20 protein-coding genes and 1 riboswitch are annotated in these 23879 nt (G+C 70.6%); of the genes, 6 read left to right on the plus strand and 14 right to left on the minus strand.

Going from position 1 to position 23879, the window contains the following annotated elements; all coding sequences use genetic code 11:
- Positions 1-27: 27 nt before the first annotated feature.
- Complete coding sequence (locus tag KBX34_RS18050; RefSeq protein ID WP_088950868.1) at positions 28-567, minus strand: pyridoxamine 5'-phosphate oxidase family protein; 540 nt, start codon at positions 565-567, stop codon at positions 28-30.
- 99 nt (positions 568-666) lie between these two features.
- Between KBX34_RS18050 and dcd the strand changes: the two genes are divergently transcribed.
- A complete protein-coding gene (gene dcd / locus KBX34_RS18055) occupies positions 667-1245 on the plus strand; it encodes a dCTP deaminase (RefSeq protein ID WP_099856866.1) in 579 nt (192 codons plus the stop codon).
- A 75-nt stretch (positions 1246-1320) separates the two neighbouring features.
- Here the strand turns inward: dcd and KBX34_RS34280 are convergent, their stop codons facing one another.
- Positions 1321-2361, minus strand: a complete 1041-nt coding sequence (locus KBX34_RS34280; RefSeq protein WP_210925960.1) for an NlpC/P60 family protein — start codon at positions 2359-2361, stop codon at positions 1321-1323.
- A gap of 13 nt (positions 2362-2374) precedes the next feature.
- A riboswitch (cyclic di-AMP (ydaO/yuaA leader) is annotated at positions 2375-2510 on the minus strand.
- A gap of 251 nt (positions 2511-2761) precedes the next feature.
- On the opposite strand from KBX34_RS34280, the gene KBX34_RS18065 reads away from it, so the two are divergent.
- Positions 2762-4726: a peptidoglycan recognition family protein gene (locus KBX34_RS18065; RefSeq protein WP_307871424.1), complete on the plus strand. Its 1965-nt coding sequence runs from the start codon at positions 2762-2764 to the stop codon at positions 4724-4726.
- Positions 4727-4780: 54 nt separating this feature from the next.
- Here KBX34_RS18065 and KBX34_RS18070 read toward each other — a convergent pair whose 3' ends face one another.
- From KBX34_RS18070 to KBX34_RS18090, 5 genes are all read right to left on the minus strand, one after another.
- Positions 4781-5794 carry a C40 family peptidase gene (locus tag KBX34_RS18070; protein ID WP_099849580.1) on the minus strand — a complete coding sequence of 338 codons (1014 nt, stop codon included), beginning with the start codon at positions 5792-5794 and terminating at the stop codon, positions 4781-4783.
- Between the two features lie 167 nt (positions 5795-5961).
- Complete coding sequence (locus tag KBX34_RS18075; RefSeq protein ID WP_088950863.1) at positions 5962-6963, minus strand: hemolysin family protein; 1002 nt, start codon at positions 6961-6963, stop codon at positions 5962-5964.
- Positions 6956-8281 (minus strand): hemolysin family protein, encoded by a 1326-nt coding sequence (locus KBX34_RS18080; RefSeq protein ID WP_231927178.1) that lies wholly within the window; start codon positions 8279-8281, stop codon positions 6956-6958. The genes KBX34_RS18075 and KBX34_RS18080 overlap by 8 nt, the downstream gene beginning before the upstream one ends.
- 104 nt (positions 8282-8385) lie before the next feature.
- Entirely contained in the window at positions 8386-10581 is a 2196-nt protein-coding gene (locus KBX34_RS18085) for a (Fe-S)-binding protein (RefSeq protein ID WP_210925964.1), read from the minus strand.
- Positions 10582-10789: 208 nt separating this feature from the next.
- Positions 10790-11053, minus strand: coding sequence for a cell division protein CrgA (locus KBX34_RS18090; RefSeq protein WP_088950861.1), 264 nt, complete (start codon positions 11051-11053; stop codon positions 10790-10792).
- 221 nt (positions 11054-11274) lie between these two features.
- Here KBX34_RS18090 and KBX34_RS18095 point away from each other — a divergent pair, with 221 nt between their 5' ends.
- From KBX34_RS18095 to KBX34_RS18110, 4 genes are all read left to right on the plus strand, one after another.
- Entirely contained in the window at positions 11275-12075 is an 801-nt protein-coding gene (locus KBX34_RS18095; protein WP_210791869.1) for a DUF881 domain-containing protein, read from the plus strand.
- 1028 nt (positions 12076-13103) lie between these two features.
- Positions 13104-13997, plus strand: a complete 894-nt coding sequence (locus KBX34_RS34445) for a class E sortase (protein WP_308159410.1) — start codon at positions 13104-13106, stop codon at positions 13995-13997.
- Between the two features lie 4 nt (positions 13998-14001).
- Positions 14002-14280, plus strand: a complete 279-nt coding sequence (locus KBX34_RS18105; protein WP_088950858.1) for a hypothetical protein — start codon at positions 14002-14004, stop codon at positions 14278-14280.
- Positions 14281-14282: 2 nt separating this feature from the next.
- Positions 14283-14933 carry an aminodeoxychorismate/anthranilate synthase component II gene (locus tag KBX34_RS18110; RefSeq protein WP_210925966.1) on the plus strand — a complete coding sequence of 217 codons (651 nt, stop codon included), beginning with the start codon at positions 14283-14285 and terminating at the stop codon, positions 14931-14933.
- A 22-nt stretch (positions 14934-14955) separates the two neighbouring features.
- On the opposite strand, the gene KBX34_RS18115 is transcribed toward KBX34_RS18110, so the two are convergent.
- The 7 genes from KBX34_RS18115 to KBX34_RS18145 are packed head-to-tail and all read right to left on the minus strand — an operon-like array spanning position 14956 to position 23874.
- Complete coding sequence (locus tag KBX34_RS18115) at positions 14956-15645, minus strand: vancomycin high temperature exclusion protein (RefSeq protein ID WP_210925967.1); 690 nt, start codon at positions 15643-15645, stop codon at positions 14956-14958.
- A gap of 28 nt (positions 15646-15673) precedes the next feature.
- Entirely contained in the window at positions 15674-17491 is a 1818-nt protein-coding gene (gene pknB, locus KBX34_RS18120) for a Stk1 family PASTA domain-containing Ser/Thr kinase (protein WP_210925969.1), read from the minus strand.
- The gene (locus KBX34_RS18125) at positions 17488-18900 is read right to left on the minus strand and encodes a serine/threonine-protein kinase (protein WP_210925971.1); all 1413 of its coding nucleotides are present in this window, start codon (positions 18898-18900) and stop codon (positions 17488-17490) included. The genes pknB and KBX34_RS18125 overlap by 4 nt, the downstream gene beginning before the upstream one ends.
- Positions 18900-20405 carry a penicillin-binding protein 2 gene (locus tag KBX34_RS18130; protein ID WP_210925972.1) on the minus strand — a complete coding sequence of 502 codons (1506 nt, stop codon included), beginning with the start codon at positions 20403-20405 and terminating at the stop codon, positions 18900-18902. Before KBX34_RS18130 ends, KBX34_RS18125 begins: the two co-directional genes overlap by 1 nt.
- A complete protein-coding gene (locus tag KBX34_RS18135; protein ID WP_088950853.1) occupies positions 20402-21892 on the minus strand; it encodes an FtsW/RodA/SpoVE family cell cycle protein in 1491 nt (496 codons plus the stop codon). Before KBX34_RS18135 ends, KBX34_RS18130 begins: the two co-directional genes overlap by 4 nt.
- Positions 21893-21922: 30 nt before the next feature.
- On the minus strand, positions 21923-23392 hold the full coding sequence (locus KBX34_RS18140; RefSeq protein ID WP_210925973.1) for a PP2C family serine/threonine-protein phosphatase: 1470 nt from the start codon (positions 23390-23392) through the stop codon (positions 21923-21925).
- Positions 23389-23874, minus strand: coding sequence for an FHA domain-containing protein (locus KBX34_RS18145; RefSeq protein ID WP_088950851.1), 486 nt, complete (start codon positions 23872-23874; stop codon positions 23389-23391). The genes KBX34_RS18140 and KBX34_RS18145 overlap by 4 nt, the downstream gene beginning before the upstream one ends.
- Positions 23875-23879: the final 5 nt, after the last annotated feature.

Raw genomic sequence — 23879 nt, forward strand, 5'->3', positions numbered from 1 at the left:
ACCGGTCGCTTTCTCCCCAGGACCAGGTCAGGCGGCCGAACACTGGACGTTGCGGCTGCGGCGGGCCGGGCGAGCCTGCGGTACGGCTGAAGGTGCGGCCGGGGCCAGTGGGTCGAGCCACACCTGCACCTCCGGCCCGCCGACGGCGACACCGAGGCCGTGCTGCTCCCGGCGGGCCAACATCGCCACGTCGACGGTGAACTCGAACAACCGCCAGTCGACCTGCGGCTCCGCCCGGGCGCCCTGCGCCAACCGTGCGACCCGGAGCGGATCGGTCACCGGACGGGCGCGACCCGCCACGTACGCCTCGTCGTCGCTCTCCTCCGGCGGGAACGAGTGCAGCGCGTAACGGCCGTCGCGTTCGAGATCGCGGCGCTTCGGAGAGTCGACGATGAAGCAGAACAAGCCCTCGTCGGTGATGACCGGGGAGACCGGATGGACCCGGGGCCCGCCGTCGGCGCGGACCGTGGCCAGGTAGCCGAAGCCTGGCCCGTACTGCTGGAGGAGAACGCGGATCCCGTCGGCGAGTCGGGGCTCGTCGGCGGCGAATTCGGACCAGGAAGCCATGTGGGCATTCTATCGAACAAATGTACGAGCAGCGACCTCGACTCGCTGGTCATCGGCACCGAATCCTGGCACTTTCGGCAACGCAGCTATGGTGGTCCGATGCTGCTCTCCGACCGCGACCTGGTCTCCGAGATCAAGGCCGGCACGCTGGGCCTGGAGCCGTTCGAGCCCACCCTGGTCCAACCCTCCAGCATCGACGTCCGACTCGACCGGCTGTTCCGGGTCTTCAACAACCACCTCTACACGCACATCGATCCGGCGATGCAGCAGGACGACCTGACCTCTTCGGTCGAGGTGCCCGACGGGGAGCCGTTCGTGCTGCACCCGGGCGAGTTCGTGCTGGCCTCGACGCTGGAGGTCATCTCGCTGGGCGACCAGCTCGCCGGCCGACTGGAGGGTAAGAGCTCCCTGGGCCGGCTCGGGCTGCTCACGCACTCCACCGCCGGCTTCATCGACCCGGGGTTCTCCGGTCACGTGACGCTGGAGCTCTCCAACGTGGCGAACCTGCCGATCACCCTCTGGCCGGGCATGAAGATCGGGCAGCTCTGCATCTTCCGGCTCTCCTCGCCGGCCGAGCACCCGTACGGCTCGGCGGTCTACGGCTCGCGCTACCAGGGCCAGCGGGGTCCGACGCCCAGCCGCGCCTGGCAGCACTGGCGCACCTGGCCCACCCGCTGACGGGCTGAGGCACCACGGTCAGACGACGAGGGCCCGCCGCGACCGATCGCGACGGGCCCTCCTGGTCACCCAGGATCAGCCTGGGCGGCCGTAGCTGTGGATCGGGCCGTCGCCGACCTTCTTCATCTTGACCGGTTGGCCGGCCTGCGAGGCGTGCACGACCCAGCCGTTGCCGACGTACATGCCGACGTGGTGGATGTCGCTGTAGTAGAAGACCAGGTCGCCGGGGCGCAGGTCGGCCTTGCTGACGTCCTTGGTGACGCGGCTCTGCTGGGCGGCGTTGTGCGGCAACGACACCCCGGCCTTCGCCCATGCGGCCAGCATCAGCCCGGAGCAGTCGTACGAGTTCGGGCCCTCGGCACCCCACACGTAGGGCTTGCCGATCTGCGCGCAGGCGAACTTGACCGCCGTGCCCGCAGCGCCGCCGGGATAGCTGCCGGGGCAGGGCGCCGGACGCAGCGGACCGCCGCCCCCGTTGCCGTACACCTTGAGGCGCAGCTTCTGCAGCCGGTCGATCTCCTCGTTGATCTGCTTCTTCTTGGCCGCCAACTGGGCCTCGGTGCGGGCCAGCTGGGCCACCATCTCGTCCAGCGGCGCCTTCTGCGCGGCCAGCTCGTCGCGCAGGTCGGCGACCTCGCGTACGTCCTGCTGCTGGTTGTGCGCGAACCGGTCGAGCATTTCGAGCTGGCTGACCACCTCGCTGGGTGACCGGCTGCCGAGCATCGCGTTGACGGTCGAGACGGTCTCGCCCTTGTACGCGCGCACGGCCAGCGCGCTGACCTTGTCCATCGCGGCGTCGACCTGCCGCTCGAGCGGGGCGATGCGGGCGGCCAGCGCGTCCGCCTGCTTGCGCTTGACGGCGAGGTCGGCCCGGGTGGCGTTGTGCCGTTCGATGATCGGTTCGAGTGTGTTCCAGTCCGCGTCGATCTGGCGCTCGATCTCGGCGACGGACGGGTCGGCGTGGGCGGCCGTGGCGCTGCCCGTCAGGACGACGGCGACGCCGACCAGTGCGGCGAGAGCGGTGGTGAAGCGGGACCAGCGTGGGCGCGGCACGATCGGCGTCGGGACGGCGAATGCCGACCGCTCGGACGACGGCCGCGGGGCATGGAGTGCCACCGGGGTTCCGTACTCCTTCTTCCTGACCGCCTACCGGGTTAGCTGACGGGTTCGGGCGGGAAGTCGGCGCCCTACCGCAGTGGCTGCGGATTCACCCCGAGGGACGTGGGTCCCCGGTTCGCTCGGAAACGACTCGGCGGTGTCGGTCCGTTACCGCCCGGGATGGGCGGAGCTGCTGTCGGGCCGACAAATGACCAGAGTAGAGACGCCCGTTACCGATCCGCAACCCGTACGGCCGTGACACTCCGTACCGATTGGGTGGGGGTCACCGACCGTGTGTGAAGAATTCTTTCTGAACAAGTAGATAGATGGAAAGGTATTGACGCGGACTCTCCAGCGGCGCGATGGTGACCTGACCTCTACCCGCGAGAATCTAGGGGGTTCGATGCACCATCCAACCGTGTCGGCCGGCTGGCGCGCGCTGCTCGCCACGACCGTCGTCGCCGCCGCGAGCGCGGTGCCACTCTCCACGGCCGCCAACGCCGCACCCACCGCCGATCGCCAGCAGCAGTACGCCGCCGCGGCGACCGAGTACGGCGTGCCGACGGGCGTGCTGCTCGGCGTCTCCTATCTGGAGTCCCGCTGGGACAGCAACGCCGGCACACCGAGCACGAGCGGCGGCTACGGCCCGATGCACCTGACCGATGCCCGCCACGTTGCCGCTCTACCCGGGCGCGGCCACCACGACGCCGGCGCCGAGGACCCACGCGGTGACGACTCCCGGCCCTCCCGGGTGCCCGCGCCCCGACCCGTCGAGGCCCCCGCACCGACCGCCGCCGCGTTGCAGACCGTGGACGCGGCGGCCGCACTGACCGGTGCCACCCCCGAGGCGCTGCGCACCGACGCGGCGGTCAACATCCGGGGTGGGGCCGCGTTGCTCAGCGCGTACCAGCGGGAGTTGGGTGCGCCGGTCGGAGCGGACACCGACCCGGCGGCCTGGTACGGGGCGGTGGCCCGCTACGCCGGTGCGGACAGCGCCGACGCCGCCGCGGCCTTCGCCGACGAGGTCTTCACCACCATCGCCGCGGGCGAGTCCCGGATGACCGACGACGGCCAGCGGATCACCCTGCCGGCGCGCGCGGTTCAGCCCGAGCGCTCCTGGTTGGACCGGCTGGGCCTGCGCCGGTTGGCCCGCCCGGACGGGCTGGAGTGCCCGCGCACCATCTCCTGCGAGTGGATCCCGGCACCCTACGAGGCGTTCGGCGACGGGGACTACGGCAACCACGACCTCTCCGACCGGCCCGCCCGGCAGAAGATCGAGTACATCGTCATCCACGACACCGAGGCGAGCTGGGCGACGACCCTGAAACTCGTCCAGGACCCGACGTACGTGAGCTGGCACTACTCGCTGCGCTCGGTCGACGGGCACATCGCCCAGCACGTCAAGACCAAGGACGTCGGCTGGCACGCGGGCAACTGGTACGTCAACGCCAAGTCGATCGGTCTCGAACACGAGGGCTTCGCCGCGCAGGGCACCTGGTACACGGAGGCGATGTACCGGACCTCGGCGAAACTGGTGCGGCACCTGGCGCTGCGGTTGGGCATCCCGCTGGACCGCCAGCACATCATCGGCCACGACAACGTGCCCGGCACCGTCGCCTCGACCGTGCGGGGGATGCATTGGGACCCGGGCCCGTACTGGGACTGGACGCACTACTTCGACCTGCTGCACGCACCTCGGCTGGACACCGGCACCCCGGCCACCGGGCTGGTCCGGATCGACCCGGACTACGCCACCAACCAGCCGGCGTTCACCGGATGCGTCACCGTGGGCGTCCCGTGCGCGCCGCGCGGCTCCTCGTCGGTGGTGCTGCGGAGCGCACCGTCCGAGAACGCGCCGCTGGTCAACGACATCGCGCTCCGACCGGACGGCACCCCGAACACGATGGCCGTGTCGGACCACGGGGCCCGGGCATCAGCCGGGCAGACGTACGCGCTCGCCGGACGGCAGGGCGACTGGACCGCCATCTGGTACCTCGGGCAGCGGGCCTGGTTCCACAACCCGGCGTCCGCGCCGACCGCCAGTTGGACCGTCGGCGTCGTGGCCACGCCGAAGCCCGGTCGGACGACCATCCCCGTGTACGGAAGGGCGTACCCGGAGCAGGCGGCGTACCCGGACGGGGTGCCCTACCAGACGATCTCGCCGTTGCAGTACACCCTGGCCGCCGGACAGCGGTACGCAGTCGGCGCGGTGCTGGCCGGCGAGTACTACCGGGCCAGCACGTTCGACGGCTCGTCGCCGGGCGACTGGACGGTGATCCGCGGCAAGAACCGCTACGCGCAGATCCAGTTCGGCCACCGCATCATGTACGTCGATCTCGCTGACGTGCAGTTGCTGCCCTCCCCGGTGGGCGCGCCCCGCTGACGAACAACGACGGCCCCCGGTCGGTGACCGGGGGCCGTCAGTGCGTGATCTGGATCAGCCAGGTCTGCGGAACCCGGCGACCGGCATGGTGTTGATGCTGGACACCTGCACCGGTTTGCCGGCACGTGGCGCGTGCACCATCTGGTTGTTACCCAGATAGAGCCCGACGTGACTCAGCCCGGAGAAGAAGAAGACCAGGTCACCGGGGCGAGCATCAGCTCGCGCAACCGCCTTGCCCTCGTTCCACTGGTCACCGGTGTGGTGGGTCAGGGAGATCCCGGCCGCCTTGTAGGCGTACTGGGTCAGCCCCGAGCAGTCGAACGAGTTCGGGCCGGTGGCACCCCAGACGTACGGCTTGCCGACCTTGCCGCAGGCGGTCTTGATCGCGGTGCGGGCGGCCTCGCTGACCACTCCGTTGATGGTCGGGCAGGCCGCGGTCTTTACCGTGGTCTTGGGCATCGACGCCTCGAGCTGCTTGATCTCGGCGTCGATCTGCTTCTTCTTGGCCGCCAGGTCGTTCTGCTGCTTGGTCTGGGTGACGATCAGCTCGTCCAGCTTCTGCTTCTCGCCGTCGTACTTGGCCCGCACGGCCAGCACGCCCTCGACCTCCTTGCGCTCCTGCGCGGCCAGCCGATCGAGCACGGTGAGCTGCTCGGCGAGCGTGTCCGGCTTGACGCTGACCAGCAGCGAGCCGATGTCGTGCGACGGTCCGGAGATGTAGTAGCGGGAGGCGAGGTCGCCGACCCGGTTGAGCGCCAGCTCGCTCTGGAGCGCCAGCGGCTCGATCTTCTTCTGCAGGCCCGCCGACTTCTGTCGATTGACCTTCAGCTGCGCCCGGACCTTGTTGTACTGCTCGATGGTGGGCTCCAGCTGCTCCCACTTCTTGTCGATCTGCGCCTCGATCTCGTCGACCGTCGGATCGGCGTGAGCCGGTGCGGCGAGCAGACCGGCGCCGACTGCGGCGGCGGCGACCAGGACGAGCAGACGGTGGACGCCGCGGCGCAGGCCACCTGGCCGAGCAGACGTGTTCAGGCCGTGACGATGAGGGGGCATGGTTGCCACCGGCATCGACTCCTTTGCAACCGACCGCCGGGCGCCTCGCGTGAGGGAAGGGCCGAGGCAGACGACCCACAGCGGTCGGTGCCTCACATTAGGGAAGCTCGGAGCGGTTATCAAGGTGAGCGCAGTAACCATCACTGTCGTGCAACCGCTTGCACACCAAGGGTATTCGCCGATTAGCCAACGATTGCGGTCAATACATCGTCGAGTGTGACCACGCCGAGAGGGCGCCGGCCGTCGCTGACCAGCACCATGTGCCGCCGCTCGCGGCGCATGGCCAGCAGCAGATCGGCCAGCGTACGCTCCGGCGGCACCACCGCCAGCGGTCGGTAGACCCGGGCGGGCACCGGCGACCGGCGACCCTGCCCGGCGTACCCGAGCACGTCCTTGACGTGCACGAAGCCGAGCACCCGACGGGTCGACCGCTGCACCACCGGGAACCGGGACCGGCCGGTCCGGGTCGCCAACACCTCCAGCGACGCCGGTGAGACGTCCTCGGCCACCGTCACCACCGTCGACCACGGCTGTAGCGCGTCCGCCGCCGTGCGGCTGTGCAGGGCCAGGGCGCCGGTGATCCGGGCGTGCTGCTCCTCGTCGAGCAGACCCTCCGTACGCGCCTGGGAGACGAGCCCGGCCAGTTCCTCGGCGGTGAACACCGTCTTCACCGCCTCGGACGCCTCGATGCGCCAGAACGCGAGGACGCGGCGGGCCGCCCACTTCATCGCGAGCAGCAGCGGCTTGGTGGCCACACAGAACGCCAGCATCGCCGGGCCGAGCCACAGTGCCGAGACCTCCGGACCGGCCAGCGTGATGTTCTTCGGCACCATCTCGCCGACGACGGTGTGCAGGAAGACCACCACGCCCAGTGCCAGCACGAACGCCACCGGGTGCACCGCCCGCTCGGGCAGCCCGGCCGCGTGGAACGGAGGCTCCAGCAGGTGGGCCAGCGCCGGCTCGGCGATCGCGCCCAGACCCAGCGAGCAGACCGTGATGCCGAGCTGCGCGCCCGCGATCATCAGCGGGATCTGGTTCATCGCCGACAACGCCCAGCGGGCCCGCTTCGATCCGGCGGCCAGCGGCTCGATCACCGTCCGGCGGGACGCGATGAGCGCGAACTCACTGCCCACGAAGAACCCGTTGCCGAGCAGCAGCAGCACTGTCACCAACAGCTCAGTCATCGTCGTCCGGCTCCGCCGGGCGCAACACCCGGACCTGCTCGATCCGGTGCCGCTCCACCTCCACCACTGTGAACTCCCAGCCGTCCGCCTCGACCGTCTCGCCGGCCAGCGGGATGTGCCCGAGCCGAGCCATCAGGAACCCGGCCAACGTCTCGTACGGGCCCTCGGGCAGCCGGAAGCCGGTCTGCTCGGCCACCTCGTCGGAGCGGAGCACCCCGTCGACCAGCACGGTGCGCTCACCGCCGGGCACGGTCAGTTCGCCCGCGTCAGCGTCGTCCACGCTGGCCGGGTCGAACTCGTCGGCGATCTCCCCGACCAACTCCTCGACGAGGTCCTCGATCGTCACCACGCCGTCCGTCCCGCCGTACTCGTCGACCACGATGGCCAGATCGGCGCCTGCCGCCTTCAACGCGGCCAGGACGCCGTCCAGGTCGAGGCTCTCCGGCACGTACACCGGCTCGCGGGCCACCGACCCGACCATGGTCGACGCACGCTCGGCCAGCGGCACGCCCAGCGCGTCGGGCACCCCGGCCACGCCGGTCACCAGGTCCAGCGTCTCCTCGTACACCGGGAAGCGGGTCCGTCCGGTCCGCCTGGACTCCTCAAGCAGCTCGGCCACGGTGGCCGTGACGCGCAGCGCGACCACGTCCACCCGGGGGGTCATCGCCTCGGCGGCCCGCTTGTCGCCGAACCGGATCGTGCGGCGCAGCAGCATGGCGGTGTCCGTCGGCAACGCACCGGCCCGGGCCGAGATGGCCGCCAGCAGGCCCAGCTCCTCCGGTGAGCGGGCGCTGGCCAGCTCCTCCTGCGGCTCGACACCGAGCGCCCGGACCAGTCGGTTCGCCGAGCCGTTCAGCCCCCGGATCAGCCAGCCGAACGTCCGGGAGAAGGTGTGCATCGGCCCGGCCGTGGCCAGCGCCGCCGGCATGGGTCGGGCCAGCGCCGCGTTCTTCGGCACCAACTCACCGAAGAGCATGGAGATCAGCGTCGCCAGGGCCAACGCGAGGAACGGGGTGTAGCGCCCGGTGTTCTCCCCCACCAGCGGGCGCAGCAGCGGGGTGAAGAGCCGGGCCAGGGCCGGTTCGGCCAGGTAGCCGGTGAGCAGCGCGGTGATGGTGATGCCGAGCTGCGCGCCGGAGAGCTGGAAGGAGAGTTCACGCAGCGCAGCGCGTACCGTCAGGGCGGCCTGGTCGCCCGCGGCGGCCCGCCGGTCGATCTCCGCGCGGTCGACCGTGACCAGGGCGAACTCGGCCGCGACGAAGAACGCGTTGCCCGCGGTCAGGGCAACGAACCCGACCAGGGGCAGCAGCGTCGTCAAGAGTAGGCCGTCGATGTCGCCTCACCTCGGCGAGATTCTTGCACGACGACGGCGGCCCCTCGGGGGCCGCCGCCGTCGATGTTCAGATCCCAGATGTACGCGCCTCAGCCGACCGGCGCCGTCTCCTTGCCGCCCTGCGGCTGCTCCGGCTTGACCGAGCGGAGCAGCACGCTCGCCACGTCGATCACCTCGACCTGCTCGCCGGCGCCCTTGCCGTTGACGCCGTCGTTGAGCATCGTCGAGCAGAACGGGCAGCCGACGGCGACCGTCTTCGCGCCGGTGGCCATGGCCTCCTCGACCCGGTCCACGTTGATCCGCTTGCCGATCTTCTCTTCCATCCACATCCGGGCACCGCCGGCGCCGCAGCAGAAGGAACGCTCGCTGTTGCGCGGCATCTCGGTGAGGTCGCCCTCGATGGCGTCCCCGAGCACCTCGCGGGGGGCCGCGAAGACCCGGTTGTGCCGGCCCAGGTAGCAGGGGTCGTGGTAGGTGACCCCACCGTCGACCGGCTGCACCGGGGTGAGCTTGCCGGTGGACACCAGGTGGGCCAGCAACTGGGTGTGGTGGACCACCTCGAACTCGCCGCCGAGCTGGCCGTACTCGTTGCCCAGGGTGTTGAAGCAGTGCGGGCAGGTCGCCACGATCTTGCGCTTGGCCTTCTCCCGACCCTCGAACGCCTCGTTCAGCGTCTCGACGTTCTGCTGGGCGAGCATCTGGAAGACGAACTCGTTGCCGATCCGCCGTGCCGGGTCACCGGAGCAGGTCTCGCCCTCGCCCAGGATCGCGAACTTCACCCCCGCCTCGTTGAGCAGGGTGGCCACGGCCCGGGTGGTCTTCTTGGCCCGGTCCTCGAACGCGCCGGCGCAGCCGACCCAGAACAGGTACTCGAAGTCGTCCACCTCGCCGACCCGGGGCACCTCGAAGTCCAGGCCCTTGGTCCAGTCCTCGCGGGTGTTCTGCGGGGCGCCCCACGGGTTGCCCTTGTTCTCCAGGTTGCGCAGCATCACGCCGGCCTCGGAGGGGAAGCTCGACTCGATCAGCACCTGGTAACGGCGCATGTCGACGATGTGGTCGATGTGCTCGATGTCCACCGGGCACTGCTCGACGCAGGCGCCGCAGGTGGTGCAGGACCAGAGGACGTCCGGATCGATGACACCGCCCTCCTCGGCGGTGCCGATCAACGGCTTGTCGGCCTCGGCCAGGGCCAGCACGTCCAGGTGCGCGAGCTGCGCCTGGGTGGCCTTCTCCTCGCCGGTCAGGTCCTTGCCGCCACCGGCCAGCAGGTAGGGCGCCTTGGCGTAGGCGTGGTCGCGCAGGCTCAGCACGAGCAGCTTGGGCGACAGGGGCTTGCCGGTGTTCCAGGCCGGGCACTGCGACTGGCAGCGACCGCACTCGGTACAGGTGCTGAAGTCCAGCAGACCCTTCCAGCTGAACTGCTCGACGTGGGCGACGCCGAACTGGTCCTTCTCGGGGTCGGCCTCCTCGAAGTCGAGCGGCTTGCCCTGGCTCGTCATCGGGCGCAGCGCCCCGAGGCCGGAGCCGGCCGGCCGGGCCGGCTCGCGCTTGAAGAAGATGTTGGGGAACGCCAGGAAACGGTGCCAGGCGACACCCATGGTGACGTTCAGCGAGATGACGATCAGCCAGGTCATCGAGATAATGATCTTGATGACAGCGGCGACGCTCGTACCGTCCTGCCAGTCGGGCAGCACCGCGCCGACGGCGTGGCTGACCGGAGTGGCCCAGAACGGGTACTCGAAGTGGTCGGTGGCGACCTTGAAACCGCGGATCAGCAAGCCGAAGATCAGGACCAGCAGCACGATCCACTCGACGAAGTAGCCCTGCCACATCGTCGAGCCGGTGAACCGGGAGCGACCGCCCGGCCGGTTCGGCCGGTTGCGCAGCCGGATCGCCATCAGCACCAGGATGCCGACCAGGCCCAGCACGGTGATGACCTCGGTGGCCAGGCCGAAGATCGTCCAGTGCCCGATGATCGGCAGCCCGCCGGTCGGAGTGACCACCTCGAAGTACGCCTCGAGCACCAGCAGCGACAGCACGATGAAACCGACCATCACGAACCAGTGGGCGGCACCCACCACGCCCCACTTGAGCATCCGCGTGTGGCCGGCGGTCTCCACCAGCATCGTCTTCGTGCGGGCGCCCTTGTCCGTGAACCGCTCCGGCGCGGGCTGACCGAGCCGGATGACTGCCGTCATCTTCAGGACCGCACGCACCGCAAGCCACACCGCCACAGCGGTGATGGCGGCCGCGAGGATCGTGGTGACGATCTGGACGCTGCCCATCGAGTTGGCCTCCCCGGTCTGCTACCTGATGACCTCGCTGCGCTCGGTCATGCAGTGCAGCCTACGCGAAGGTTACCCAGCAGTAACGTGAGTCATCTCGCAGTAGGCCACGCTGCCTGCGGACACCATAGGGTGCCCCACCCGATCTTGCCGGGCAGGGGCTCGATGAGGTGATGCGAAACCGCCGGTGCGGCGACGCCGAGCCGGCTCAGCGCCAGCGGGAGAGCAGCGCCAGCGAGGCGACCATCGCGCCGAAGCCGACCGCAAGGTTCCAGTAACCCCACGCCATGACCGGGTACTCCTGCTCAGACAGGTAGTAGACGACCAGCCAGCCGATCCCGGCGACGATCAAGGCGACCGCGGTGACCGGCAACCACACCGGGCTAGGCTTGCGCGACGACGCCGTCGTCGTCGGACGGACGTCCGTCGGCGGGGTGTACACCTTCTTCTTACGGACCTGAGACTTGGGCACGGCGCTCTCCAGAGGGGTGACGACCTCGTCCGGCCTGACAACCGGGCGCCGGGGCGACGGTCCATGGCCAATAATGTTCGAGAGCTAGCGTAGTCCCGATTGCCCGCCCGGACCACGAATGGGGTCAGGCCGGTGCACGGAGTGACCGAAAGAGGCGGGACTGTTCGCATCACCGGCCCGGCCGGAGCGGACCGATCCCTGATACGCGGAAGGAACGCTCGGTGGAGTACACATCCGGCGCAACCTCCTGGCAGAAGGTCCTGCGCCGGGCCGCCGCCGGGCTGCTGCCCCGGCGACCGCGTCAACGGCGTCCGGGCTGGTCGATCGGGGTGCCCCTGATCGCCGCCGCGGCGGGGCTGCTCTTCACCACTTCCGCGACCACAGCCGACGGCACCGCCCTGCGCGAGGACCGGCGACCCCAGCTCAACCAGCTCATCGAGGAGCGGCGCGAGCAGGTGGCGGCGAGCGAGCGACGGGCCGCCACGCTACGCGGCGAGGTCGAGCAACGCACCAACACGCTCGCCGGCTCGGACACCCCGATCAAGAGTCAGCAGAATCGCGCCCAGGGCAGCCTCCAGGCCGCCGGGTTCACCGCCCTCGCCGGCCCCGGGGTGACAGTGGAGCTGAACGACGCGCCGCAGCTCGACCAGACCCAGTCGGACGCCAGCAACGACGACCTGGTGGTGCACCAGTCTGACGTGCAGGCGGTGGTCAACGCGCTCTGGGCCGGCGGAGCGGAGGCCATGTCAATCATGAATGTCCGCGTGCTCGCGACCAGCGCGGTACGCTGCGTCGGTAACACCCTGCTGCTCCATGGCCGGGTGTACTCCCCACCGTTCAAGATCGTGGCGATCGGCGATCCCGCTGCCCTCCAGCAGGCCCTCGCCAGCTCTGAGGGAGTCCGGTTGTTCAAGGACGCGGTCGACGACTACCAGCTCGGTTACAAGGAAACGGCCTCCACGGTGCGGGTCCCGGCATTTGAGGACTCAACCGCCCTGCGCTCGGCTACGGTGCCCAAATGAGTGGGCCGGACGAGCGTCGCGACGGGCGACACCGGAATCAGACCGACGAGCCGACCGATTTCCTTCCCAAGGTCGACCGTCCCGAGCCGGCACCCCGGCCGACCCCGACCGGCAACTGGCCCGAGCCGGTGCTGCCGAGCAGACCCGCTGCGCCGCGCCCGCTGACCAACCCCGAGGCTCCCCGCGCCACCGAGCCTCCCCGCGTCACCGAACCTCCCCGCATTCCAGAGCCTCCCCGCACCCCGGAGCCGCTGCGCGCCGCCGAGCCTCCTCGGGACGACCGGCCTGCTGTGCCCCCGCCTGGCCGCACCGAGAATCCCGGACGTGTCGACCATCCGGGACGACCGGGCGCCAGCCGACCCGACCCGGCCCCGGGTCGCCCAGGTGTCGAAGCGCCTCCGCCCTGGCCGGGCAACACGGCGCACAGGCCGAGCCCGCACGGTGCAGCCGGCCTGCCCCCTTCGGCGCCCCCCGGCCCACCGCCGACCCCGATCAACCAGGGCCCCGTTCGACCCGCTGCCCCCGGCAACGTCCCGACCCGACCCTCCTGGCCCAGTGCCTCGTCCACGCGACCGGCCGGAGCCGCCTCGACTCCGCCACCGGCGACCGGCGACCGGCCGGGTGCGGTCCCGGCCAGCCCGGGCGCTGCCGGCGGGATGCCGACCCACCCGACCTCGGGCACGCCGGGCCGGCCTGCCCCGTCCGGCCCCTCTACCCCGCCGGTTGCCGACTCGCCGACCGCGTTCATACCCCAGGTCCCCGCCCGACCCGCACGCCCCACCGGCTCCCCGGCCGCGCCGATCTCACCGGCCGCCCCCGACCGCGTGTCGGCAGCCGGGCAGGACAACTTCTTCCCGGCCGGCCCGGGCCGTGTCCCGCCGGCTGGGCCGGATCGAGTCCCGCCGGCCGGGCCGGGTCGAGTCCCGCCGGCCGGGCCGGATCGAGTCCCTCCGGCCGGGCCGGGTCGAGTCCCGCCGGCCGGGCCGGATCGCGCCGTCGACCCTGGTGCCACGGCGTTGATTCCGACCGTGCCCGCCACCCCCGCAGCCCGGCCGCCTGCCATGGACTCGACGGCGCTGATGGGTGCCGTGCCCCGCGCCTCGGTCCCCGACGATCAGACCGGTGGCGGCGACAACCCCGCCGAGCCTCCTCGACCCCGGCGCGGCGAACGGGTCATCCAACTCCGGCCACACCAGACCGGCGAGGGCTACAAGAGCGTCTACTCCGAGCTGACCCGGCCGTCGCTGGGCTCCCGGATCCGCACTGGCATCCGCGTCACCGGCGAGGTCCTGATCACCTTCGGCCTCGTCGTGCTGCTCTTCGCCGGCTACGAGGTCTGGGGCAAGTCGGCCATCGTTGACGCCCACCAGAACGACCTCAACAGCCAACTCGCGCAGGAGTGGGGCCCGACCGACGACCCGACAGTGGCTCCGTCGGTCGGCCCGAGCGTCAAACCGTCGCCACCGGTACGCGGCAAGCCGCTCGCGGGCCTCTACATCCCCAAGCTCGACAAGAACTGGGTCGTGGTCGAGGGCGTCACCCAACAGGACATCCGCTACGCCCCGGGCCACTACCCGGCCAGTGCTCTACCCGGCCAGGTGGGCAACTTCTCCGTCGCCGGCCACCGCAACCGGGCCACCTTCTGGCGACTGGACGAGCTCGACGACGGCGACGCGATCGTCGTCGAGAGCAAGACCGACTGGTACGTCTACCGGGTGTCGCAGTCGCGGATCGTCCGACCGACACAGGTGGAAGTGGTGGCACCGGTGCCCGGCGATCCGGACAAGAAGCCGACCAAGCGGATGCTCACCCTGACCACGTGCAACCCGAAGTTCGACAACTACCAGCGCCTGATCATCCACGCCGAACTGGACCGCACCCAACCCAAGTCAGCGGGCCGCCCGGCGGAGCTGGGAGGCTGATCCGATGTACGCGTTCATCTGGCGCAAGCTGCCCTTCGGCCTGGTCGGAAAGCTGACCGGCTCGGTGCTCCTGGTGGCCGCCACAGTGGCCCTGCTCTGGTATGTCGCCTTCCCTTGGGCCGAGCCCCTGCTGCCCTTCGACGACGTGCAGGTCGAGTCCGGCGTTCCTGCGGAGTCGGGCGACAACGCCCCGGTGACCGGGGACACGCCGGCCGGCGACGAGCACGAGCTGCCGTACGACACCGACCAGAACAATCCCGTTCCGTCCTCCCCGAGCAGGTGACCATGCGGGTTCTGGTGATCGACAACTACGACTCGTTCGTCTTCAACCTCGTGCAATACCTCGGCCAGCTCGGCGTGGACTGTGAGGTCCGCCGCAACGACGAGATCGACGTCGCGGAGGTGGGCAGGGTCGGCGCGGACGGCGTTCTGCTCTCACCGGGGCCGGGCAGCCCCGACCGCGCCGGCATCTGCCTGGACGTCATCCGGGAGTACGCGGGCGAGCTGCCGATCTTCGGCGTCTGCCTCGGCCACCAGGCGATCGGTGAGGCGTTCGGGGCGACCGTGACCCGCGCCCCCGAGCTGCTGCACGGCAAGACCTCCGAGGTCCGGCACAACTCGGTGGGTGTCCTCGCCGGCCTGCCCGACCCGTTCACCGCCACCCGGTACCACTCACTCGCCGTGCTCCCCGAGACGCTCCCCGACGAGCTGGAGGTGACCGGCTGGACCGGCTCCGGCGTGGTGATGGCGATGCGGCACCGCACGCTGCCCATCGAGGGCGTCCAGTTCCACCCGGAGTCGGTGCTCACCGAGGGTGGCCACCTGATGCTGGCCAACTGGCTGGCCGGTTGCGGTCACCCGGAGGCGCTGGAGCGGGCACCCGCGCTCGCCGCCGAGGTCGACGCCCGCCGACTGGCCGCATTCGCCACCAGCTGAGGCTCCGCCACCCGAGCCCGGATCAGCTCCGTAGCGCGTTCTGGACCGCCGGGTCAGCGGGCGAGCGGACCGCCGGAGCGCGTCCCCGAAGCGCGTCCCACGCCGCCTTGCCACTGGCGAAGTAGTCACGGACCGACTTCTCGGCCAGCAGGGCCGGGCCGCAACCGTCGCACCGGGCGACCACCCCGTCGACATCGAGGCCAAGATGGCGGCACAGCGTCACCGCCCGAGACAGGTGGTAGGACTGGGTCACGATCAGGGCCCGCTCGACGCCGTACACCTCACGCGCGCGGGCGCAACTGTCGTAGGTGTCCAGACCGAACGGGTCGGCCACGACGCGTCGCGGGTCGACACCCCGCTCGGTGAGGTACGACGTCATCACGGCCGGCTCGTCACCCGATGTGCCGCCGCCGTCGCCCGAGACGAGGACGACAGTGGCCCGTCCGCTGGTCACCAGTGCTGCGGCGGTATCCAGGCGACCGGCGAGCCGATCACCTGGCCGCTGCCGATCGGCCGACACCGCGGTGCCGAGGACGATCACCACGTCGGCGGACGGCGCGTCGGCCTCGTCGTGCACGTGGCCACGCGCGGCGAAGGTCGTCCACAGCCACGGAAGGCTGACGAGGATCAGCACGGCGATGCCCAGGATGACCACCCGGCGGAGGCGACGAAACCGGCCGCTCACCGGCCCGGAGGCTTCGACGTCCGTCATACCGATGGCCGAGCCCGAGGGCGTCGGGCTAGTCCTCGGGGAGCCGGGTCGGCGGGGGCGGGAACGGCAGACCGATGCCGCCCCCGTTGCCGGGAGTGGTCGGCGTGGCCGTCGGCGTGACCGTCGGCGTCACGGTGGGCGTCGGGTCGGTCTCCGGCTCCGGCTGACTCACCTTGATGGTCACCCTCGTGCCGGTCGGCTTCTTCTCCCTGCCGTTCGGGCTCTGGTCGGTGACCTTTCCCGCCTCGGCAGCGGGCACCTCCGGCCCGTTCTGCACGACGACCGTGAAGCCGTCGTTCCGGAGGACCCGGGTGGCCTCCTCCTGGCTCAGCCCCACGACGTCCGGCACCTCACGGACCTTGCCGTTCGAGACGGTGAGCGTGATCTTCGTGTTTTCCGGGACGCTCTCGCCCTCGGGCGGGTCGACTTTGAGAACCTCGTCCTGGCTGGCCTCGTCGTCCACCGTCTTGATGTCGTACTTGAGCTTCGCCTCGGTGAGCCGGGCGATGGCGCTCTCCCGCTTGCTGCCCTTGAGCCCGGCCGGAACGCGCACCTCGGGAACGCCGCCACAGACCTGAATGGTGACAGTTTCGCTCTGCTTCAGTCGGCTGGCTGGTGCCGGATCCTGGTTGACGACGTTGCCCTTGGTGCAGTCGCTTGCCAGCACCGGGTCACCCACCTTCGGGGAGAGCCCGGCGTTGCGGATCTCGGCGATCGCGACGGCCTGGCTCTTGCCGGTGAGGGCGGGCACCGACTTGTTGGCCTTGTCCTGCTGCTGGGTCCAGAGCAGGGCCGCGACCAGGGCGATCACCGCCAGCACGCCGACCGCGCTGAACGTCGCGATCAGCCAGGAGGACGCCTTGCGTTGGCGCGGATCGCCCACCCGGGCCAGCTGCCCGGTCTGCGGCCCACCGGCGGGAGCCGGGTAGCCGCCCCGGCCCGCGGCCGGCGCCATCGCCACCGTCTCCGCCTCGGTCATGACCGGGGTGGCCAGCACGGGCCGGCCGGCGGCGGCACGGAGCAGGTCGGCCCGCATCTCGCCAGCGCTCTGGTAGCGGTTGAGCGGGTTCTTCGACAGCGCCTTCAGGACGATCGCGTCGATCGCCGGGGTGACATCCGGGTTGATGTCGCTCGGCGTCGGCGGCGTCTCCCGTACGTGCTGGTAGGCGACGCTGACCGGGCTGTCCCCGACGAACGGCGGGTGCCCGCAGACCAGCTCGAAGAGCACACAGCCGGCCGCGTACACGTCGGAGCGGGCGTCGACGGCCTCGCCGCGCGCCTGCTCCGGGGACAGGTACTGCGCCGTGCCGATCACCGCGCTGGTCTGCGTCATGGTGGTCGCACCGCTGGCGAGCGCGCGGGCGATGCCGAAGTCCATCACCTTGACCTGGCCGGTCTGGGTGAGCATCACGTTGCCCGGCTTGATGTCGCGGTGGATGATGCCGTGCCGGTGGCTGAACTCCAGGGCCGCGCACATGTCGGCGCAGATCTCCAACGCCCGGCGCGGCTGCAACCGCCCCTCGGCGCCGAGGACCTCCTTCAAGGTCCGCCCGTTGACGAACTCCATCACGATGAACGGCAGTGTCTCGCCGGTCGGCGCGGTCTCCTCACCGGTGTCGTAGACCGCCACGATCGCCGGGTGGTTGAGCGAGGCGGCGTTCTGCGCCTCACGACGGAATCGCATCTGGAACGTCGCGTCCCGGGCCAGGTCGGTACGGAGCATCTTGATCGCGACGTCCCGACCGAGCCGGAGGTCGCGACCGCGGTGCACCTCGGCCATGCCGCCGTAGCCGAGCAGCTCGCCGACCTGGTACCTGCCACCGAGCAGGCGGGCCTGCGCTGTCATCGCGTCTGTCGTCCTTCGCTCGTCGTCGTCCCGCCGTTGCCCGGCTGGAGTCGTACCTCCCGACGGTACGACGTTCGGGTCGGATCGTCGCGCCCGTCGAGTCGTAGCGCGCCGGACGTAACGGCACGTGGAGTCATCCCGGCGTGTTCACCGGCCTGCGACTGCTTCCGCAGGTTGTAGGAAATCACGCCGGAGCAGAGTAGGACCAGCACGGCCAGCAGGATGGCCAGAAGGACCATCCCGGGCCGGGACCGGCGGGGACCGGGCGACGGCACCGACGGGCCGGCCTGCCGGACGTACGCCGGTGAGTGTTCCTGGCGGGGCGGTGCCGACGGCACCGAGGCGGCGCCGCGCGGATACCCGTTCGGTGCCATCGGCGGCCGGGCGGGCTGGACTGCCGGCGCGACGGCGGTGGGGCGCGGCTGCTGCTGGGCTGGCGCGACCGCTGTCGGCCTCGGCCCGGCGGCCGGTGGGCGGGCGCCTGGCGGGCGCATCTGGTGTGCCTGCGGCACCTGGGCGCGGCCAGGCGCGGCGGGCGATGCCGGCGCCACGGAGACCGGCCCCGAGTTGCCGCCGGCCCTGGCCTGCTGGGAGAGCGTGACCTTGAGCTGGCGGGCGACCCCGGCGAGTGCGGCGGCGCTCGGCCACCGGGCGGCCGGGTCCTTGGCCAGCGCCCGTTCCACCACCTGGCGCACCTGCGGCGGGATGTCCGCGGGCAACGGCCGGGGCTTCTCCCGCACGTGCTGCATCGCGATGTCGAGCGGGTTGTCACCCTCGAACGGGCGCCGACCGGCCAGGCACTGGTAGGCGACAACGCCGAGCGCGTACACATCGGATGCCGGGGTCGCCACGCCGCCGGTGGCCTGCTCAGGCGAGATGTACGAGGCGGTGCCGAGCACCGAACCGGCGGCGGTGAGCTGGCCGACCATGTCGGAGCGGGCGATGCCGAAGTCGGTCAGCACCAGCGTGCCGTTCGGTCGGACCAGCAGGTTGCCCGGCTTCACGTCGCGGTGCACGATGCCCTTCTCGTGCGCCGCGTGCAACGCGTCCGCGGCCTGCGCGACGAGGGCCATCGTCCGGGCCGGGGTGAGCCGGCCGACCCGGCTCAGCGTGGACGACAGGGCGTCGCCCTCGACGTACTCCATGACCAGGAACGCGATCTGCTGGTCGTTGCCGAAGTCGTAGACGTCGACAACGCCCGGATGGTTGATGGTGGCCATGGTGCGAGCCTCACCGCGGAACCGCTCGGCGAAGTCCGGGTCGTCGAGCAGCGCGGGCAGCAGGCTCTTGACCGCGACCGTCCGGCCGAGCACCTGGTCGGTGCCGCGCCAGACGTCGCCCATGCCGCCGCTGGCGATCCGCTCGTCGAGACGGTAGCGGTTGCCGAGCTGAACGCCGGGGCTCAGCATCAGCGACCCCCGGGGTCGGCGATGGCGGCCTTCATGACCTGCCCGGCGATCCGGGCCGCCTCGGCGCTGCCGCCGGAGCCGGCCTGCTCCAACATCACGCAGACCGCGGAGACCGGAGTGCCGTTCTTGTCCAGCGCGAAGCCGATGAACCAACCGTGGTCGGGCCGGTCCGGAGCGGACTGCGCGGTGCCGGTCTTGCCACCGACCGTGTAGCCGTTGATCGCGGCCTTTTCGCCGGTGCCCTTCTGGACCACGCTGACCATCATCTCGCGCAGGTCGGTAGCGACCTGCGCGTCGACCGGCTGGCGCAGCTCACGGGCGCTGGCGGTGTAGTAGCTGGTGGTCCGGTCCGGAGCGAGCAACTGCCGCACCAGGTACGGCCGCATCTGGCTGCCGTTGTTGGCGACCGCACCGGCGATCATGGCGCCTTCGAGCGGGGTCATCCGGACGTTGTTCTGGCCGATCGAGGACTGGGCCAGCGCGGCCGGGTCGGTGCTGCCGTCGGGGTTCTGCATGTCCCCGGTCCGGCTGGCCTCCGTGCGCAGGCCCCCCTCGCCGAGCTGACCGACGGTGAGGTCCTCCTGCTCGAAGCCGAACTGCCGGGCCTTCTCCTTGAGGGTCTCGGCACCGAGCCGCACACCGAGCTGGGCGAAACCGGTGTTGCACGACTCGGTGACCGCCTCCATCAGGGTCACCTTCGGCTCCGGGCAGATCGACGCAGCGGCGTTGCGGATCGGGCTGCCCGAGGTGGGCGGGGTCCAGGTGGATCCGGCCGGGATCTGGGTGGTCTTGCTGATCCCGTTCTCCAGCGCTGCCGCAGCGACCACGATCTTGAAGGTGGAGCCCGGCGGCAGCGTCTCGGAGAGCGCGCGGTTCTTCAGCGGGCCGTCCGGGTCCTTTTCCAGCTTGTTGAACGCCGCAGTTGCCTCGCTGCCGTCGTGGCTGGCCAGCGGGTTCGGGTCGAAGCTGGGCATGGAGACCAGCGCCTGAACGGCGCCGGTACGCGGGTCGATGGCGATCACCGCGCCCTTCTTCGCCCCCACCTGGTTGTTGCGCAGTTGGTCGTACGCCGTGTCCTGAGCCCGCTTGGAGAGCGTGAGCAGCACGTTGCCGCCACCGGTGTCGTCGCCGGTGAACATGTCCTTGAACCGGTCGCCGATCAAATTGTCGCTGGTGCCGGCCAGGAAGTCGTTCTCCACGCGCTCGATGCCGGTCTCGGCGAGGTTGACCGGCTTGTAGCCGAGCACGTGTGCGTACTTCGCGCCGCCCGGGTAGGTGCGCTGGAACTTCAGCTTGCCGGTGGTCTCCTTGCTGGTGGCCAGCGCGGTGCCACCAGCCTCGATGTTGCCGCGCTTGCTCTTGTAGTCGGCGACCTGGACCCGACCGTTGTAGTCGCTGGTGCGGTATTCGTCGGCCTTCTGGAACTGAACCCAGTTGAGGTTCGCGAAGAGCAGGCCGAACAGGACCATGACGACAACGCCGACGCGGCGCAGTGGTGCGTTCACGGCTTGATCACCTCCGTGGGAGCACCGTGCAGCTGCTCGGGCCGGCCACCGGTGGGTCGGGCAGCCTTGCTGGTGCTCCCGCCCACCGGCCGGCGGGCTCCGTCGGAGACCCGCAGCAGCACCGCGATGAGCAACCAGTTGGCCATCAACGACGAGCCACCGGCGGACAGGAACGGGGTGGTCTGACCGGTCAGCGGGATGAGCTTGCTGATCCCACCGACGATCACGAAGACCTGGAGGCCGAGGGTGAACGCCAGACCGCCGGCGAGCAGCTTGCCGAACGAGTCCCGGACCGCGAGCGCGGCACGCAACCCTCGCTCCACGATCAGCAGGTAGACGACCAGCAGCGCGGAGAGGCCGAAGAGGCCGAGCTCCTCGCCGAGGCCGGCGAAGATGAAGTCGTTCTGCACCTCGGGCAGGATCTCCGGCTGGCCGCCGCCCGGCCCCGCACCGAAGAGCCCGCCCGTGCCAAGGGCGAGCAGCCCCTGGACGAGTTGGTAGCCCTTGTCGGTCGGGTCGGCGAACGGGTCCAGCCAGATCTCGGCACGCACGTAGAAGTTGGCGAACGGCCCGCCGACCGTCGAACCGAGGACGTAGGCGAGATAGGCGCCGCCGAAGAAGAGGACCAGGCCGATCAGCAGCCAGCTGACCCGTTCGGTGGCGATGTAGAGCGTCACCACGAACATGCCGAAGTAGAGCAGCGAGGTGCCCAGGTCCTTCTCGAAGATCAGGACGAGGAGGCTGACCAACCAGACGCCGACCACCGGGCCGAGGTCCCGGCCACGGGGGAAGTCGATGCCGAGGAAGCGTCGACTGGCCAGCGAGAGCACCTCGCGCTTGCGGACCAGGTAGTAGGCGAAGAACACCAGCAGCGCCAGCTTGGCGAACTCACCCGGCTGGATGGAGAAACCGCCCACCCGGACCCACAGCTTCGCACCGTTGATCTCGGAGATGCTCGACGGCAGCACCGCCGGGAGCATCACCAGCACGATGCCGGCCAACCCCAGGGTGTACGCGTACCGGGAGATCGACCGGTGGTCGCGCATCAGGGCGAGCAGCCCGGCTGCGAGGATCACCGAGGCGAGCGTCCACGCGAGCTGCCGCCCCCCGATCCCGGCGAAGATGGCCAGGCTCTCGCGCTCGGGCACGGGGGCGTCGCCGAGGTCGATCCGACGCAGGAAGCCCACCCCGAGCCCGTTGAGCAGGGCCACCGCCGGCAGCAGGGCCGGGTCGGCGAACGGGGCGAGGAATCGGATGACCAGGTGCAACCCGAGGAAGACCGCACCGAGCGCGGCTGCGGGCATCCAGAAATCCGGGGTGACCGTGTCCAGCAGGTTCGCTTCGACGGTCGCCCCGTACGCGGCCACCAGCACCATCGCGAGCAGCAGCAGGGACAGCTCGGCGTTGCGGCGCGACCGCGCCAGGCGTACGCCGGACTGCTCGCCCGCAGTGGCGGGCGAGGGTGCCGGTGTGGCCGCTACGGTCACGGGTGGAGTCCTCTGGATCTCAGCCGACGCTCACTCAGGAGACCGGCAACCGGCCGGGTCGAGCGCCGGTGTGGCCGAATCGGAGGGCGTGACGTCGGGTGTGGTGGTCGGGCCGGTCGCACCGACGGCGTCGGTGGCACCGACGGTCGGGCTTGCGCTGGCAACCCCGTTGGGGGTCACCGACGCATCGGCGCTCGGGCTGCCGTTCGGGGTCGGCGTCGTGCCGGTCGGCGGGGGCGTCGGAGTGCCGCCCACCGTGCCGGTCGGGTCGAGGGGACAGAGCGGCTTCAGGTTGGGGTTGCTCGGGGTGTCGCTGGTCAGCTCGGCGAGCTGACGCTCGGCGTCCGGCTCGTTCTTGGCCCGGATGCCGACCTTGACGGTGTCCTGCGCGGCGACCGTGAGGTCGTCCAGTCGGGTGCCGCTGCGCCGGTGCACGGCGGAGAGGTCCATCCCGGCGATCTGACCCTGGACGCCACGGAAGACGGCGACCTGGCCCTCGTCGGTGGCTCCCACGTAGTACTGCCGCTGGGTGTACGTCCAGCCGCCGAAGGCTGCTCCGCCCACGATGATCAGCAGGGCCAGGGCCATGGCTGCGGTCCGCACCGGGCGGCGCTTCGGCCGGTCCGATTCGTCGTCCGATGCTGCCGGCTCCTCCGGCGCGGGCGGGCGCGGCGCGGAGAGCGCCGATGCCCGTGCGGCCGGGGTCGAGTCGTCCGCGGAGGTCGCCATTCCCCGGTCGCGGGCGGCGGCGCCGCCGACGATGGGGGTCGCCTCCACGATGTCCTGATCCGTCGCGTCGGCGATGATCACCGTGATGTTGTCCGGACCGCCGCCGCGCAGCGCGAGCTGCACCAGCCGCTCGACGCACTTCTGCGGGTCGACGTATTCCCGCAGGGTCTCGCCGATGGTTTCGGCGCTGACCACACCCGAGAGGCCGTCGGAGCAGATCAGGTACCGGTCGCCGGGCAGAACCTGGCGCACCGAATATTCCGGGTCGATGTCCCGGCCGTCCAGCGCTCTGGTGAGCAGCGACCGCTGTGGGTGGCTGCTCGCCTCCTCGGCGCTGATCCGGCCTTCGTCGACGAGCATCTGGACGTAGGTGTCGTCCTTGGTGATCTGCGCGAACTCGCCGTTGCGCAGCAGGTAGGCCCGCGAGTCACCGATGTGGACCATTCCCAGCTTGCTGCCGGTGAAGAGGGTCGCCGTCAGTGTGGTGCCCATCCCCTCCAACTGCGGGTTGGCGTCCACCGTGTCGCGGAGTTGTTGGTTGGCGGTGCCGACGGCCGAACGCAACGCATCGACGAGGGCGTCCCCCGGGACGTCCTCGTCGAGCGGCGCCATGGCACCGATGACGATGTTGCTGGCGACGTCACCGGCGGCCATACCGCCCATGCCGTCGGCAACGGCGAGTAGCCGCGGCCCGGCGTAGACGGAGTCTTGATTGCCGTCTCGGATCAGACCGCGGTCGCTGTGGGCCGCATAGCGCAGGGTCAGAGTCATGGCCGTAATTCGAGGGAAGTGCGGCCGATCCGGATCGGCACGCCGAGGGGGACGGGGGTTGGTCCGGTGACCTTAGCGCGATCGAGGTACGTGCCGTTAGTCGAGCCAAGGTCCTCGACGTACCACTGCCCGTCACGTGGCACGAGCCGGGCGTGTCGCGCGGAGGCGTAGTCGTCGGTGATGACCAGGGTGGAGTCCTCGGCCCGACCAATGGTGATCTGCGCTTCACCCAGAGTGATCCTGGTGCCGGCCAGTTGCCCGGCCGTCACCACCATCTGGTGCGCCGCCCTGCCCCGTTTCACCTTCGCCGGCTTCGCCCCCTGCCCGGTCGAGGCTCCGACCGCGCGTGGTGCGGCGACCAGACGACCGGACCGGGCGCCCGCGAAGAGATCCCGCCGGATCACGCCGACCACCGTGAACACGAAGATCCACAGCAGGATCAGGAACCCGAACCGGGCAACCGTGATGACCAGTTCCGGCAAGGCGG

The organism is Micromonospora sp. M61 (assembly GCF_018070245.1).
In the GTDB taxonomy this organism is placed as follows: domain Bacteria; phylum Actinomycetota; class Actinomycetes; order Mycobacteriales; family Micromonosporaceae; genus Micromonospora; species Micromonospora zamorensis.

Coding starts and splice junctions, on each gene's coding strand:
- KBX34_RS18050 (WP_088950868.1), bottom strand. CDS start 567: ATGGCTTCCTGGTCCGAATTCGCCGCCGACGAGCCCCGACTCGCCGAC.
- dcd (WP_099856866.1), top strand. CDS start 667: ATGCTGCTCTCCGACCGCGACCTGGTCTCCGAGATCAAGGCCGGCACG.
- KBX34_RS18070 (WP_099849580.1), bottom strand. CDS start 5,794: ATGCCGGTGGCAACCATGCCCCCTCATCGTCACGGCCTGAACACGTCT.
- KBX34_RS18075 (WP_088950863.1), bottom strand. CDS start 6,963: ATGACTGAGCTGTTGGTGACAGTGCTGCTGCTGCTCGGCAACGGGTTC.
- KBX34_RS18085 (WP_210925964.1), bottom strand. CDS start 10,581: ATGGGCAGCGTCCAGATCGTCACCACGATCCTCGCGGCCGCCATCACC.
- KBX34_RS18105 (WP_088950858.1), top strand. CDS start 14,002: ATGTACGCGTTCATCTGGCGCAAGCTGCCCTTCGGCCTGGTCGGAAAG.
- KBX34_RS18110 (WP_210925966.1), top strand. CDS start 14,283: ATGCGGGTTCTGGTGATCGACAACTACGACTCGTTCGTCTTCAACCTC.
- KBX34_RS18115 (WP_210925967.1), bottom strand. CDS start 15,645: ATGACGGACGTCGAAGCCTCCGGGCCGGTGAGCGGCCGGTTTCGTCGC.
- pknB (WP_210925969.1), bottom strand. CDS start 17,491: ATGACAGCGCAGGCCCGCCTGCTCGGTGGCAGGTACCAGGTCGGCGAG.
- KBX34_RS18125 (WP_210925971.1), bottom strand. CDS start 18,900: ATGCTGAGCCCCGGCGTTCAGCTCGGCAACCGCTACCGTCTCGACGAG.
- KBX34_RS18140 (WP_210925973.1), bottom strand. CDS start 23,392: ATGACTCTGACCCTGCGCTATGCGGCCCACAGCGACCGCGGTCTGATC.